Annotated in this window: 13 protein-coding genes and 1 riboswitch; of the genes, 5 read left to right on the top strand and 8 right to left on the bottom strand. The window is 72.4% G+C overall.

The window, feature by feature from the left end; genetic code table 11:
* Positions 1-99: 99 nt before the first annotated feature.
* Positions 100-1,581, top strand: coding sequence for an APC family permease (locus tag DEU32_RS12350; protein ID WP_114850820.1), 1,482 nt, complete (start codon positions 100-102; stop codon positions 1,579-1,581).
* An 87-nt stretch (positions 1,582-1,668) separates the two neighbouring features.
* Positions 1,669-2,283 (top strand): hypothetical protein, encoded by a 615-nt coding sequence (locus DEU32_RS12345; protein WP_114850819.1) that lies wholly within the window; start codon positions 1,669-1,671, stop codon positions 2,281-2,283.
* 38 nt (positions 2,284-2,321) lie between these two features.
* Here the strand turns inward: DEU32_RS12345 and DEU32_RS12340 are convergent, their stop codons facing one another.
* The 3 genes from DEU32_RS12340 to DEU32_RS12330 all read right to left on the bottom strand — a co-directional run bounded on the left by DEU32_RS12340 (position 2,322) and on the right by DEU32_RS12330 (position 3,771).
* Positions 2,322-2,756 (bottom strand): hypothetical protein, encoded by a 435-nt coding sequence (locus DEU32_RS12340; RefSeq protein ID WP_114850818.1) that lies wholly within the window; start codon positions 2,754-2,756, stop codon positions 2,322-2,324.
* 146 nt (positions 2,757-2,902) lie between these two features.
* Positions 2,903-3,298, bottom strand: coding sequence for a DUF6264 family protein (locus DEU32_RS12335; RefSeq protein ID WP_147281470.1), 396 nt, complete (start codon positions 3,296-3,298; stop codon positions 2,903-2,905).
* Positions 3,299-3,381: 83 nt separating this feature from the next.
* A complete protein-coding gene (locus DEU32_RS12330) occupies positions 3,382-3,771 on the bottom strand; it encodes a hypothetical protein (protein WP_114850816.1) in 390 nt (129 codons plus the stop codon).
* Between the two features lie 81 nt (positions 3,772-3,852).
* Here DEU32_RS12330 and DEU32_RS12325 point away from each other — a divergent pair, with 81 nt between their 5' ends.
* Positions 3,853-4,185, top strand: a complete 333-nt coding sequence (locus tag DEU32_RS12325) for a hypothetical protein (RefSeq protein ID WP_147281469.1) — start codon at positions 3,853-3,855, stop codon at positions 4,183-4,185.
* 78 nt (positions 4,186-4,263) lie between these two features.
* Here the strand turns inward: DEU32_RS12325 and DEU32_RS12320 are convergent, their stop codons facing one another.
* Positions 4,264-4,755, bottom strand: coding sequence for a DUF427 domain-containing protein (locus tag DEU32_RS12320; protein WP_114850814.1), 492 nt, complete (start codon positions 4,753-4,755; stop codon positions 4,264-4,266).
* Between the two features lie 158 nt (positions 4,756-4,913).
* Here DEU32_RS12320 and DEU32_RS12315 point away from each other — a divergent pair, with 158 nt between their 5' ends.
* On the top strand, positions 4,914-6,332 hold the full coding sequence (locus DEU32_RS12315; RefSeq protein WP_114850813.1) for an amino acid permease: 1,419 nt from the start codon (positions 4,914-4,916) through the stop codon (positions 6,330-6,332).
* Between the two features lie 38 nt (positions 6,333-6,370).
* Here DEU32_RS12315 and DEU32_RS12310 read toward each other — a convergent pair whose 3' ends face one another.
* The 4 genes from DEU32_RS12310 to DEU32_RS12295 form a co-directional block, all read right to left on the bottom strand.
* The gene (locus DEU32_RS12310; protein ID WP_114850812.1) at positions 6,371-6,676 is read right to left on the bottom strand and encodes a hypothetical protein; all 306 of its coding nucleotides are present in this window, start codon (positions 6,674-6,676) and stop codon (positions 6,371-6,373) included.
* A gap of 61 nt (positions 6,677-6,737) precedes the next feature.
* A complete protein-coding gene (locus DEU32_RS12305; RefSeq protein WP_229666984.1) occupies positions 6,738-7,184 on the bottom strand; it encodes a BLUF domain-containing protein in 447 nt (148 codons plus the stop codon).
* A gap of 71 nt (positions 7,185-7,255) precedes the next feature.
* The gene (locus DEU32_RS12300; RefSeq protein ID WP_114850810.1) at positions 7,256-8,944 is read right to left on the bottom strand and encodes an NRAMP family divalent metal transporter; all 1,689 of its coding nucleotides are present in this window, start codon (positions 8,942-8,944) and stop codon (positions 7,256-7,258) included.
* A 395-nt stretch (positions 8,945-9,339) separates the two neighbouring features.
* A riboswitch (M-box (ykoK) riboswitch) is annotated at positions 9,340-9,511 on the bottom strand.
* Positions 9,512-9,591: 80 nt separating this feature from the next.
* Positions 9,592-10,959 carry an LCP family protein gene (locus DEU32_RS12295; protein ID WP_114850809.1) on the bottom strand — a complete coding sequence of 456 codons (1,368 nt, stop codon included), beginning with the start codon at positions 10,957-10,959 and terminating at the stop codon, positions 9,592-9,594.
* 186 nt (positions 10,960-11,145) lie between these two features.
* Here DEU32_RS12295 and DEU32_RS12290 point away from each other — a divergent pair, with 186 nt between their 5' ends.
* Positions 11,146-14,469 (top strand): DEAD/DEAH box helicase, encoded by a 3,324-nt coding sequence (locus DEU32_RS12290; RefSeq protein WP_147281468.1) that lies wholly within the window; start codon positions 11,146-11,148, stop codon positions 14,467-14,469.
* Positions 14,470-14,578 lie beyond the last annotated feature (109 nt).

Genomic DNA, 14,578 nt, shown 5'->3' with positions numbered 1-14,578 from the left:
GCTTCCCGGTCGTGACGGGCAGGACACGGGCGTGTTGCGACCACCGGGGAGCTTGCTGTGAAAGTGGACAGGCTCGTGTCCCCCGGAAGAGGCTGACGCATGGCCACCACGAACACGGACCGCCCAGCGCAGGAGCAGACCGAGCTCCGCCGGGTCATCGGTCCCAAGCTGCTGCTGCTCTTCATCGTCGGCGACATCCTGGGGACGGGCGTCTACGCGCTCACGGGTCAGGTCGCGGCCGAGGTCGGTGGAGCAGCGTGGCTGCCCTTCCTCATCGCCTTCGCCGTCGCCCTGCTGACCGCGTTCTCGTACCTCGAGCTCGTCACGAAGTACCCACAGACCGCCGGCGCCGCGCTGTACGTGCACAAGGCGTTCGGCATCCACTTCGTCACCTTCATCGTGACGTTCATCGTGATGTGCTCCGGCATCACCTCGGCGTCCACCGCGTCCCGGGCGTTCGCCGCGAACCTCGGCGCCGGCTTCGGGCTGGAGCTGCCGAACGCGGCCGTGATGCTCATCGCGATGGGCTTCATGCTCGCCGTGATGGCCATCAACTTCCGCGGCGTCAGCGAGAGCGTCAAGACGAACGTCGTCCTGACGCTCGTCGAGCTGTCCGGCCTGGTGATGGTCATCCTCATCGGCTTCTGGGCGATCGCCGGGGGCAACGCCGACTTCTCGCGCGTCGTGATGTTCGAGACCCCGGAGGACAAGACGCTCCTGCTCTCGGTGTCGACCGCGACGTCGCTGGCGTTCTTCGCGATGGTCGGGTTCGAGGACTCGGTGAACATGGCCGAGGAGACCAAGGACCCCTCGCGAATCTTCCCGAAGGTGATGCTCACGGGCCTCGGCATCACGGCCGTGATCTACGTGCTCGTGTCCATCTGCGCCGTCGCGGTCGTCCCGATCGGCGAGCTCGCCGGCAACGAGACCCCCCTCGTCACCGTCGTGCAGACCGCCGCGCCGGACTTCCCGATCGCCGACCTGCTGCCGTTCATCTCGATGTTCGCCGTCGCCAACACCGCGCTCATCAACATGATGATGGCGTCCCGGCTGCTGTACGGCATGAGCAAGCAGGGCGTCTTGCCCGGCTTCCTGTCGCGCGTCTCGCCGGCCCGTCGCACCCCGTCCACCTCGATCGTCTTCACCACCCTGATCTCCCTGGCGCTGATCGGCTGGGTGTCGCTCGACCCGGACTCCCCCATCGTCGTGGTGCTCGGCGGGACGACGTCGCTCCTGCTGCTGTCGGTGTTCGCGGTCGTCAACGTCACCGTGCTCGTGCTGCGCCGCGACCGCGTGGACCACAAGCACTTCCGGGCCGGCGTCGTCGTCCCGGTGATCGGCGTCATCACGTGCCTGTGGCTCGTGCTCCCGTTCTCGTCCGGACGTGACCCGCAGCAGTACCAGATCGCCGGTGCCCTGCTCGGGCTCGGGATCCTGCTCTGGGTCGTGACGTGGTACACGCACGGGCGGAAGCAGCCCGACAAGGCGCCGACCGGACTCGTCACCGAGCCGACCGCGGTCGTCCGCCCGGGGACGGGGCACCGCGGCCACGACGACGGCCGCGAGGGCGACCGGAGCTGACGGAGGGGGCGCGCCCGGCGCGGGCGCTGGCGCGCTCCCAGGCAGCACCAATACCCTCGCCGTGCCCACCGCACGAGAGGACCCCCCATGCGCCGCGCCGGCATCACGATCGCGTCCGTCTTCGGCGCAGGTGTCGTCGCGGCGGTCATCGGGGTCGTGGTCGTCGTCGTGATCGCGGTGCACTCCCTGACCGGCGCGGCGAAGTCCGTCACCGCGGCCCCCGCCTGCCCCGAGGTCGCCACGCAGAGCATCGGCGGCATCGTCGTCCCCTCCGGGCCGGTCGCCGGGTTCTGCCAGGACCGGCTCGTGAACGCCGCGTACGTCATCGAGGCCGCCCAGGCCCTGGGCATCGGACCGCACACCCAGGCCGTCGGGGTGATGACGGCGATCGGCGAGTCCAGCCTCGTGAACCTCGACCACGGCGACGCCGCCGGCCCGGACAGCCGCGGGCTGTTCCAGCAGCGGGACAACGGCGCGTGGGGCACGTACGAGCAGCGGATGGACCCGTACACGGCGGCGACGATGTTCTACACGAAGCTCGTGAAGACCCCGGGCTGGAAGACGATGACCCCGACGCAGATGGCGCACGCGGTGCAGATCAACTCGGACCCGGACCACTACGCCAAGTTCTGGCCCGAGGCGAAGGCCGTCGTCGAGGGCCTGACCGGCCAGACCGTCCCGGACGCGGCACCGCAGGGCTGACGCCAGCCGCGGACGCGGGTCCACGCCCGACGGTGCCCTCACGCCGGCTCCGGCAGCTCGTGCTCCTCGAGCTCGATCATCGCGACGCCCGCGGTGTGCACGACGACCTGCCCGCGCAGCCGGATCCCGCGCTCGCGGAACGCGCACGCGCACGCGTCGACCCACTCCCAGTCGACCGGGAACAGCCCCGAGTCGCCCGGCCGCTCCCACACGAGCACGACCTCGGTTGCCGAGGCGTCGTCGCGCACGTCGGCGACGAGCGCCGCGAAGTCCTCGACGTGCTCGTCCGGCTGCCACGGCAGGTCGGACACGGGCAGCAGGAACGGCACCGGCCGCGCCCGGTCGTCGAGGAACACCACCCAGCACTGCCGTCGGACGGGCCGACCGACGATGCCGGTGACGAGCGCCACGACGTCGTCGTCGGTGCGCGCCGGGGTGGAGAAGAGCTGTTCGAGTGCTTCGGTGTCTGCCATGCACGGCAGCGTCGCGGATCCCCTGGCCCTCCCGAGCTCGGACGACCCGCTCTGTGGACGACACCGCCGGACACTCCGCCTGTGGAGGAGCGAGATCCGCCCGCAGATCGCGCGAGTGACCGCGGTCAGATCCCGCGTGATCGCGCTCAGATCCCGCGCGTGACCGCCACGTCCGCCAGCGCCCGGGCCACGAAGAACACCACGACCACGAGCCCGGCCCCGAGCAGGGGCACCGGCCAGGTCAGCCGGCGCTTCACGAGCCGGACGATGCTCACCACGAGGGCCGCCACGAACACGAGGGCGACGAGGACCGGGCCGACGTACACCACCGCCCCACCGAGACCCTGGTCGCAGGTGTTCCCGGGGGCCCGGCACGAGCTGAACCCGAGCGACAGGAGCAGGATGCCCATCGCGGCGACCACGGACTCGACGGCGAGCAGGACGAGCAGCACGACCGAGGCGACCACGTCCGCGGCGCGACGCGGTCCGGACGACGGGGGCCGTGCCTCCAGGCCGACGCCACCCGTAGACGCACCGCGCACGCCGGAACCAGCCCCGCCAGCACCCGGCCCGCCGGGACCGGCCACGCCGCCACCCGGCCCGCCGGAACCGGCCGCCGCGACCATCAGCGCGCCCGCGAACCCGGGCCGCGCGTCGACCAGAGCGCCCACGCGATGAGCAGCGGCTGCCCGAACAGGCGCGCGAACCGCTTCTCGTCGGTGTCGAGCCCGAACGCGTCGCGCTGGTTCACCCACTGCGCGAGGTTCCCCGGGAAGATCGCCGTGAAGAACAGCGCCGCGACGTTCCCGACGGTCCGGCGACGGCCCCGTGGTGCGAGCAGCAGGGCGCTGCCGAGACCGATCTCCGCGACGCCGGACGCCAGCACGGTCGTGTCCGTGTCGAGCGGCACGAAGTCGGGCACCTGGGCGCGGAAGTCGTTACGGGCGAACGTGAGGTGGCTCGTGCCCGCGAACACGAGCGCCAGACCGAGCAGGACACGGAAGAAGGAACGCATGCCTCCATCGTGCTCGGAAGTCGGCGGACCCGCCCGCGTTCGCCGACGGACAGGGTCGTTCCGCGTCGGTAGGTTCAGGGCATGGGAGGAGCCCGACGGGACACCGAACCCCCCGCCGTGCCCGCGACCGTCGCCGTGCTGCTCGGCCCCGTCGCGGTGTGGATGGGGATCATCGTGCCCGCCGCCGGTCGGGGCCAGCACGTGTTCCTCGCCGCGGCGTTCGGGATCGTGTGCGTCCTCAGCGGCGTGCGTGCGCTCCGCATCGCCGGTCGTCGGCGCGCCGTTCGAGCATGGTCGTGGGTCGGCCTGGTGCTCGGCACGGCGGGTCTGGTGATGCTGGTCTGGCAGGTCCTGTCGTTCGCCACGGGCGGCGCGTTCCCGCCGCCGTTCTGGTCGCCCTACGCGCGCGGCTGACGGTCCACGGGACGGCGGACGGCCGGGAGGATCGGGGCCGCGTCCGCCCCGCCGCACACGTCTGCCGTCCGGGTTGGGTCACCAGCCGAGGGTGCCCGGGCCGCCCTTGAAGGGTCCGACGACCTTCGACGTGATCCACCCGCCGTAGAAGTCGCCCTCCTGCGCCTGCACCACCTCGCCGCCGACCTCGCACGAGTCCATCGCCGACGGGTACAGCGCGACGCGGTCCCGCAGCGACTCGTACCCGGGTTCCGGCGTCGGGTAGTTCCACGCGGCCCGAGGAGCGACGACCCCGTCCCCGCCGACCACGTCGAAGTAGCGCGCGCGGCCCTTGAACTCGCACATGCTCGCGCCCGCGGCCGGTCGCAGCTCGAGGTCCGCCATCGGCACGTAGTACACCGGCGGGTGCGAGGTCTCGAGCACCCGCACGGCGTCCGTCGTGTCGACCACGACCGTGCCGCCGAGCCGGACGACCACGCGCTCGGGCACGGGCTCGACGGCGGGCGGTCGGGGGTAGTCCCAGACGGACTCCTGGCCGGGTCCGGGTTCGGTCCTCGAGGGGTGGCGCATGCGTCCGGTGTACACCGCGGGCCTGCCGGGAGGCGCCGTGCCCGAGTCTCGGCCTGGGCGACACGACTCGGCCGCCGACACCCGGGTCTCGTCGCCGAGCGCGAGACTCGCCCGCCGCCGGCCTGACACGGAGCCCGCCGCAGGAGCAGAGTGGGCGCGTGACGACGACGACACAGGGCATCTTCCGACGGAAGCCGATCGACGCGATCGACGACGAGACCGGCGAGGGCAGCGGCGGGCTGAAACGGCACCTCGGCCTCTGGCAGCTCACCGCGATCGGCGTCGGCGGGATCATCGGCGCGGGCATCTTCACCCTCGCCGGCACGGTCGCGAACGGGGTCGCCGGGCCCGCAGTCCTCATCAGCTTCCTCGTCGCCGGGATCGCGAGCGCCGCCGCCGCCCTGTCCTACGCCGAGTTCGCCGGGCTCATCCCGAAGGCCGGCAGCGCCTACACGTACGGGTACGCCGTGCTCGGCGAGGTGGTCGGGTGGTTCATCGGCTGGGACCTGCTGCTCGAGTACACCGCGATCGTCGCCGTCGTGGCGATCGGCATCTCCGGGTACGTCGGGTTCCTGGTCGGCCAGTTCGGCATCGACCTGCCGGCGTGGATGCTCGGCGCTCCCGGCACCGGCGACGGCCACGTGGTCGACGTCTTCGCGATCGTCCTCTGCCTGCTCACCGCGTTCGTCCTGACCCGCGGCATCCGCAGCGCCGCACGCTTCGAGTTCGTCGCGGTCGGCATCAAGGTCGCGCTGGTGGTGCTCATCATCGTGCTCGGGGTGTTCCACATCAACAGCGCCAACTACGACCCGTACTTCCCGTTCGGATTCGGCGGCGTGATGACCGGCGCCGCGACGGTGTTCTTCGCCGTCTTCGGCTACGACGCGATGTCGACCGCCGCCGAGGAGTCCACCGACGCCCGCAAGCACATGCCGAAGGCGATCCTGCTGTCCCTCGGCATCGCGATGGTGCTGTACGTGCTGGCCACCCTGGTGCTGACCGGCATGCAGAAGTACACCGACATCGACCCGGCCTCCGGCTTCTCGTCCGCGTTCGCCTCGGTCGGGCTCGGCGGTGTCGCGAACGTCATCGCGATCGGCGCCATCGTCGGCATCGTCACCGTCTTGATCACGTTCATGCTCGGGGCCTCGCGCGTCTGGTTCTCGATGAGCCGCGACGGTCTGATGCCGAAGTGGTTCGCGAAGACCGACCCGAAGCGCCACGTCCCGACCCGGGTCACCTGGATCCTCGGGGTGGCGTCGGCGGTGCTCGCCGGTGTCCTGCCGATCGGGATCGTCGCCGAGCTGACGAACATCGGCATCCTGCTCGCGTTCGTGGTCGTCTGCTCCGCCGTGATCGTGCTGCGGTACCGGCAGCCCGACCTCGACCGCCAGTTCCGGCTGCCCCTCATGCCGGTCGTGCCGATCATCGGCATCATCGCGTCGCTGTGGCTCGTGACGTTCCTGCAGTGGGAGACCTGGGTGCGCTTCGCGATCTGGTTCGCGATCGGCCTCGGCGTGTACTTCGGGTACTCGCGGAAGCACAGCAAGCTCGCGCAGCCCAGCCGCGAGCGCTGAGCCCTGCGCGGTACGGCGGCGGCGCGACCGTGTCGGGACTACTCCTCGACGACCCAGACGTGCTGGACCTGCCACCCCTCGGGGACGGACTCGCGGTAGGCCCGGAGTGCCGCGTCGTAGTCCGGCCCGGACGCCTCGTGCGGCTTCGTCGCCGTGGAACGGGCCGTCGCGCGGATGGTCGTCTCGCCCGTGGCCTTGCTCTCGACCGCGTTCGTCTGCTGCAGCGCGAAGCCGTCCAGGTCGAGGTTCGCGATCGCGACCTCCTTGGCCGTGACCACGGAGTCGGCGAATCCGTCGGCCTCGCGGGTCTCGGTGGAGCGGATCGTGCCTCGCAGTGTCGTCACCCGACCAGTATGGACCGGAGGACGAACACGACGGACCGGACGACGGACGGTGCCGTGCGCCTCACATCTCGCGGCGGTGCTTGCCCTTCGCCGCGGTCGGATCGGCCATCGGGTGGTTTCGGAACCAGCGCAGGAGCTCCCGCGGCCGGCTCTGGTCGGCGCTGCGGTCCCCCTCGTCGAGGAACGTGCTGAAGCCCTCGGGCACCGGCACGCCGTCGGACTCCCGGTCGTACGCCATCGACCAGTCCGGGAACCGTCGGGTGTGGACGCTCTCCTCGACGAGCAGGCGGACCTCGTCGTGCCGACCGTCGGCGACGATCCGGGCGTAGGTGGCGAGCACGGCGTCGTAGGGCCCCTCGAGGAGCTGCATGAAGCGCCCCCCGCGGTGCACGAGCATCCCCGTCAGTCCGTCCTCGGTGTTGCGTCGGCGGGCGTGCTCGAGGACCTCGGCGAGCGCGTCCTCGTCGAACGGCTCGGTCGCCGAGCTCATGTACACCAGGGAATGCATCACGCCTCGATCCTGCACCCGACACCCGTCGTCCGTCTCCCCCAGAACGGGACAGCAGGATCCCAGACCCCTCAGTGTCCGAGCGCCAGCTGCACGACCCGGACGACCACGAGCACCACCGCGACCACCAGGTACACCCGCAGCGCGGTCAGCCCGAGCCGACGACCCGGCGACAGCTGGGGCGCCGGCAGCTGCTCGACCGGCGGCATGCGCCACGACGCGCGGTCCGTGGCGGAGGTGACCCGTGCCTCCAGGCCGGCGACCGCACCACCCACCGGACCGCCACCGGTGCGCGTCCCCGAGACCGCACCCGAGCGACCCCGCTGCGTCCGTACCAGGAAGGCCAGCCCGACGGCCACCGACAGCGCCGCTCCCCCGAGCAGCACGTCGGTCACCTGCGCGCTCGTGATCGCGGGGAACACGACGCTCACCGTCAGCACGAGCGAGAGCACCACGAGCACCGCCACCACCGCGGCGGTGAAGAGCGTCAGCCACCGTCCGTTCACCCACGGCCCGAGCACCGCACGGTCCGTGCACAGGAGCAGCAGGAACACCGTCGCCGACGGCAGCAGCACCCCGGCGAGCACCTGCACCCCCACGGTGATGAGGCCGAGCGGGCTCCCGGGCACCAGCACCACCGCGGCGGCGAGCGCGAGCACCCCGGCGAACACGGCGTAGAAGCCCTTCGCGTCCCGGACCGAGCGGTGCAGCGAGTGCCGCATGCCGAGCACGTCCCCGAGGGCGTACGACGTCGACAGCCCCACGGCCGCGGCGCCGATGACGGACGCGTCGATGAGCGCGATCGCGAACAGCACCCCGGCGAGGTGCCCGACCGCGTGCCCGATCCCGACGGCGACCCCTCCGGCGTCCGTGAAGTGCCCGGCGCCGGCGTGCCCGCCGAACACCGCGGCGGGGACGGTCATCAGGATCGCCCCGCCGAGCACGACGATCACGATGCCGATCACCAGGTCGACCTTCTCGTAGCCCATGAAGCGCGGGGTGATCCGCTTGTCGATGACGTACGACTGCTGGAAGAACAGCTGCCACGGCGCGACGGTTGTGCCGACGATGCCGATCACCAGGAGCATCACGGTGGACAGGTCGGCACCACGCGGGAAGCCCGGGACGAGGAACCCGTGCACGACCGCCCCCGCCGCGGGGTGGGCGAGGAACGACAGCGGTACGAGCACGAGCGAGCCGGCGATCAGCACCATGCAGAGCCGCTCGAACCGGCGGAAGGACCCGGTGCTCACCGCTGCGATGACGAGCACGGCCGCGGCGACCACGCCGGGGACCTCGGGCAACCCGAGGTACCGCAGCCCGAGGCTGATGCCGATGAACTCGGTGACGATCGTCATCGCGTTGAGGACGAACAGGTCGACCACGCTGAAGGCTCCCCAGAACCGCCCGAACCGCGCCGTGATGAGCTTTGCGTGCCCCACGCCGGTGACCGCCCCGAGCCGGAGCACCATCTCCTGGTTGACGTAGAGGACGGGGACGAGAAGCAGCAGGGTCCAGAGCAGCGAGGTGCCGTCGTCCTGGCCGGCCTGCGTGTAGGTGCCGAACGCGCCGGCGTCGTTGTCGCCGACCATCACGATGAGGCCGGGGCCGACGATCGCGACGAGCGTTCGGAGCTTACGGCGCAGGCCGGTGCGGCGGGCGGTGTCGTCGACGCGGATGGTGCCGAAGGCGCCCTGGATGTCGCCGAGGTGGGCGCTGTCGAGGACGGCGGTGGGACGGGTGTCGGGTGCGGTGGTCATGGCGGGTTCCGTTCCGGGAGGAGGTGGGCGCGGCGATGGCGGGCCGGGCGCGGGGGCGCGGCCGCCGGTCGCGGCGCGCGGGGCGGCCGTCGGTCGGGCGCGCGGGGCCGCCGTCGGTCGCGGCGCGCGGGGCGGCCGTCCGTCCGGCGGGCTGGTGCGGGCCGGACGGGAGGCACGGGGCACGTCCGCCATGCATCGTGCGGGCGGACGGTGGTCACCGGCGCGCGCGACGGACCCTCCGGCCCGGAGGCGGGCACGGACGGGTCACACGGCGACGGTCGACGTCAGGATCGTGAGGGAGGCGCGTCGGAGGACGACCTGTGATGGTCACTGCTCATGGCACACCTCCCGTTCCGTCGGTCGCGCGCAGCGCCCGGCGGACCGGGGACCCGGTCACGCCACTCCCACGTCAGACCTTCAGCACTCCGTGACGTCGACCCGCCGTGTGCGGGAGCCAGTCGGGGCAACCCCTTGCGCCGGGGAGGCCTGTCCTGACCCGTGGCGTCTCTCGACGTTCGGGGTCGCTGGCATGTATCCACGAAGGAGCCTCAGCGAACGGAGGGCGCCTTGCAGGGTCGACTGTAGACCCGGCGCACGGGCCGGCACGACCCCGCGGGCCGTTCCTGACCGGACCATCAGTCGGCGGCTCAGTTCACGCAGGGGATGCCGCCGGAGGCCAACGGCTGCGCGGCGCTCGTGGTCGTCGTCGAGGGGACCCCGGACGTGCTCGGCGCCCCCTGGGCCCCCGCGGCACCCTGCCCGGAAGCGCCCTGCCCGGCGGCGCTCCCCGTGCCTGCGGTGCCCCGCGCCGCTCCGGTGCTCGGCGTGGCCGCGCTGCTCGGCGCGGCCGACTTCGCCGCCGGGTGGTCGGACGCCGCGATGAGCGCCGCCGTCGTGGACCGGACCTGCGCGAGGTCGACGATGTTCACGTCCTGCCCGTCCTCGACCCCGTACCGGACGATCGGCAGCGTCTGGAAGGTGATGCCGCCGCCGGCGAAGCGCTGCGCGTCCCCGGCGAACGACAGCAGGTCGAACCCGGAGTCGAGCGCGATGTCCTGCTTCGCGGTGTCGATCAGGTGCTGCACGAGCGGGAAGTTCGTCAGCACGTCCTCGTGCCGGAGCTTGTACGCCAGCGCGACGATGAACGCCTGCTCGCGGCGCTCCCGGTCCAGGTCGGTCAGCTCGACGCCGGATCCGCTCGTGTCCCGCCGCTGCCGGACGAACGACAGCGCCTGCGCGGCGTCGAGCGACTGCAGTCCCTTGTGGAAGTCCGCCCCGGAGTAGGTGTCGGACGTCGTCTCGTTCAGGCAGACCTGGATCGGCTGCACGGCCTGGGCGATGTCGTAGAACGCCGCCATCGTGACCTCGATGAAGTGGTTGATCGGCACGCCGCCCAGGAACTGCGACACCGTCGTGATCTCCTCCTGCCGCGCGGCCGACCGGGCTTGCTGGTAGGCGTCGTCGTGCGACACCCCGGGCTCGGTGTTCACGATGTGCCGCAGTGTCTGGTCGAGCTCGTACCCGTACGCCTGCTTGATCTTCCCCTCGGCGTTCCCGTCCGGCGCCCCGGGGAGCGTCGTCCAGTCGTCGCGCGGGATCGAGATGCCGACCGCGGGACCGCCGCCGGCGGGGATGTGGATGAGCATGAGGACGTTCGTGTTGTACCCGCCGTCCGAGCCGTCCCCGGCGTGCAGGGCCTGGTAGGTCGCAGCGGGCAGCACGTTCCCGTCCTCGTCCCGACGGCTGTCGAGCCCCATCACCAGGATGTTCGACTCCCCCTCGGCCTGCGGCACCGCACTGCTGCTCGCCGACGACCCGGCGACCGGCAGGTGGATGTCCGAGCGGTGGATCCCGGTGTCCAGGTCGACGACCGTCCGCGCGACGGCGACCCCACCGCCGACCAGCGCCAGGGCGGCCACGGCCGAGACCCCGAGCAGCACCCGGCGTCGGAGCCGGCGTCCCGGACTCGGGGCACGGCGGTGTGCGGCGGGTCTCGGTGCGTGCTGTCGGTCCATCGGGTTCCTCCGGCTCGGTGGGTGCCCGCACTGTACGGTCGCGCCCGACAGGGAGCCGGGGACCTGCCTCGGACCGGGCCTGCGCTCCTCCACAGCCTCGGCCGAGGTCCGCGGAACCGCGCGGTTCTGCGGCACCGGGCAGGCCTTCGGGGATTCGCAGTCGGTGGCGGCTGGCACGATGGTCCCGTGCCAGCCGTCCCGATGATCGACGCCGTCGACGTCATCCGCTTCGTCGGTCCGCAGACCTTCGGGCGCGGGCGCGACGTCGTGCGGGCGGGACTGGTCGAGGACGCCGCCTGGCACGAGGACGACGGCACCGTCACCGCGACCGTCACCGGGTCCGCCGACGACCCGTACGAGCTCCGCGTCGAGACGACGCTCGCCCGCGGGGACTTCGTCCGCCCGGTCCGCAGCACCTGCACCTGCCCCCTCGGCGGCGACTGCAAGCACGTCGCCGCCGCGCTCCTCACCATCAACGCGCGCGCGTTGGCAGCCGCCTCGGGTCCGCGACGCGTCGCACCCGTCGAGACCCCACCGGAGCCGGACTGGAGGCACGACCTCGCCCGCCTCGCCGGCGACGACCCGCAGGTGGCCGGCCCGCAGGGCACCCCGATGGGCCTGCAGTTCGAGCTGCGGGACGCGGTGCCGTCGAAGCTCGCCGCCCGGGCACGCGCCGTCGGTCGAGCGCTGCCGTCCCGGGCCCGCAGCGTTCGGCTCGGCGTCCGCCCGGTCACGCGGAGCGACGCCGGCAACTGGGTGCGCGGGCAGCTCACCTGGGGCACGCTCCCCTACTCGGTCAACCGGCTCGGGCTCGCGCCGGAGCAGCACGCGTGGTTCCTGCAGTTCGCGGCGCTCCACCGCGCCGGGCAGCTCGCCGGGCTGCCCGGTGAGAGCGACTGGGTGCACCTCGACGACTTCCAGAGCCCGCTGCTGTGGCCGCTGCTCCGCCAGGCCCCGGCGCTCGGCATCGCGTTCGTGACCGGGAAGCGCGAGGGCGGTGCGGTCCTCGGCGAGCAGGCCCAGGTGCTCCTCGACGCCGTCCGCTCCCAGGACGGCCTGGTGCTCGGCGCGAGCGCGGTGCTCGACGGCCGACCCGCCCCGGACGGCGCCGCGCGCACGATCGGCGACCACGGTGTGTACGTCTTCCGCGAGAGCCCCGAGTTCCACGTCGCGCTCGCCCCGACGCCGGCACCGGTGCCCGAGGACCAGCGGCGCATGCTCGTCGACGACGTCCGCATCACCGTGCCCCTGGCCGAGGTCGACGAGTTCCTGGCCGACTGGTCCCCGCGACTGCGCGGCGCACTCGGGCTCGTCAGCTCGGACGGCTCGGTCGAGCTCCCCGAGCGTCGGGCGCCCGAGCTCGTGCTCACGGCGACCTTCGAGCCCGCCCGTGCACCGCGCACCGACGACCGCGTGCACCTGCAGTGGCGCTGGCAGGTCGACGGGCGGAAGGACCCGGTCGCGCTGCACGGCCCGCTCCCCGACCTGACCGGCGTCCGGGCGGCCGACGACGCCGCAGCCGAAGCATCCGCCGCCCCCGGTCCGGGCGGCGGCCTCGCCTGGTTCGAGGACGGCACGATCGACGACGCCGACGTCGCCGTGTTCGCGAACGAGCTGCTTCCGGCGCTGCCCGGCCACGGCGTCCGCACGGTCGTCCAGGGCGAACGGCAGGACTACGAGCGACTGACCGGACGGCCGCACATCACGGTCACGACCATGCCGTCGGACAAGCACGACTGGTTCGACCTCGGCATCTTCGTCACCGTGAACGGCAAGCAGGTGCCCTTCACACCGCTCCTCCGCGCCCTCGCGAACCGGGACCGGCGGATGAAGCTCATCGACAACTCGTACCTGTCGCTGTCCGACCCGGCGTTCGACCGGCTCAAGGAGCTCATCGAGGAAGCCCGCGACCTCGAGGAGTGGGAACCCGACGCTCCCCTGACGGTGACGCCGCTGCAGGCCGGGCTCTGGTCGGAGTTCGACCAGCTCGCCGACGAGACCGAGCACGACGAGCGCTGGCAGCGGATCACCGCGGGGCTCCTCGGTGCCGCTTCCTCCGGTGCCACACCCCCCGCCGACGTCCCCGTGCCGGACACCGTGCACGCGGAGCTCCGGCCCTACCAGCACGCCGGGTACGCGTGGCTGCGCTTCCTGCGGGAGCACGGCATCGGCGGGGTGCTCGCCGACGACATGGGTCTCGGCAAGACCCTGCAGGTGCTCGCGATGATCGCCGCCGCCCGCCGGGACGAGCCGGACGCGCCGCCGTTCCTCGTCGTCGCCCCGACCTCCGTCGTCGGCAACTGGGCGGACGAGGCCGCACGGTTCGTGCCGTCCCTCACGGTGACGACCGTCACGGCGACCTCGCTCAAGGACCCGGCGCGCGTGTCCCGGGCGGCCGCGACGTCCGACGTGGTCGTGACGTCGTACGCCCTGCTCCGGCTCGACGCGGCCGAGTACCGCGAGGCACGCTGGTCGGCGCTCGTGCTCGACGAGGCGCAGTTCGTGAAGAACCCGCAGTCGCAGACCCACCGGGCGGCGGCGGAGCTCGGCGCCCCCGTGACGTTCGCGATCACCGGCACCCCGCTCGAGAACGGGCTCACCGACCTCTGGGCGCTGTTCCACGTCGCCGCTCCCGGCCTGCTGTCGTCCTGGTCGCGGTTCGGCGACGACTACGTGAAGCCCCTCGGGTCGCCGGACCTCCGCGGCGAGGCCCGCGCCGAGCTCACCGCGCGGCTCCGGCGACGGATCCGGCCGCTCATGCTGCGCCGGACGAAGGAGAGCGTCGCCGCCGACCTGCCGCCGAAGCAGGAGCAGGTCGTCCGGGTCACCCTCGACCCCGCGCACCGGGCGCTGTACGAGACGACGCTCAACCGGGAGCGGCTGAAGGTGCTCGACCTGATCGACGACCTGGCCCGCAACCGGATGATCGCCTTCCGGTCCCTCACCCTGCTCCGGATGCTCGCGCTCTCCCCCGCCCTCGTGCAGGAGACCGAGGAGCCCGTGCCCTCCGCGAAGCTCGAGCTGCTGCTCGACGAACTCGAACAGCTCGCCGCCGAGGGTCGCCGGGCGCTGGTGTTCAGCCAGTTCACGACCTTCCTGCGGATGGTCGCCGATGCGCTGGACGCGCGGGGCGTCGGCTACGAGTACCTCGACGGGTCCACCCGGAAGCGTCCGCAGGTCATCGAGCGCTTCCGCTCCGGCACCGCGCCGGCGTTCCTCATCTCGCTCAAGGCCGGCGGCTTCGGCCTGACCCTGACCGAGGCGGACACCGTGTTCGTGCTCGACCCGTGGTGGAACCCGGCTGCCGAGTCCCAGGCGGTCGACCGGACGCACCGCATCGGGCAGACCCGGTCCGTGAACGTGCAGCGGTTCATCGCCGAGGACACCATCGAGGAGAAGGTCCTCGCGCTCGCGGCGAAGAAGGCCGAGCTGTTCGCCACGATGATCGACGACGACGCCCTGTTCGCCGACGACCTGACCGCCGACGACATCCGCGCCCTGCTGACCTGAGGCACGGTCCCGCGTCGGCCGCCGGCGCGGCGTGCTCCCGCACAACCGGAAGCACGCCGCACCGCCGCGAACCGCGGCACGGCGCGCTTCCCGTTGTGCGACGGTGCCG

Source organism: Curtobacterium sp. AG1037, from assembly GCF_003349855.1.
GTDB lineage: Bacteria > Actinomycetota > Actinomycetes > Actinomycetales > Microbacteriaceae > Curtobacterium > Curtobacterium citreum.
The sequence above is the reverse complement of the archived record's forward strand: the minus strand, read 5'-3'. Positions and strand labels throughout refer to the sequence as shown.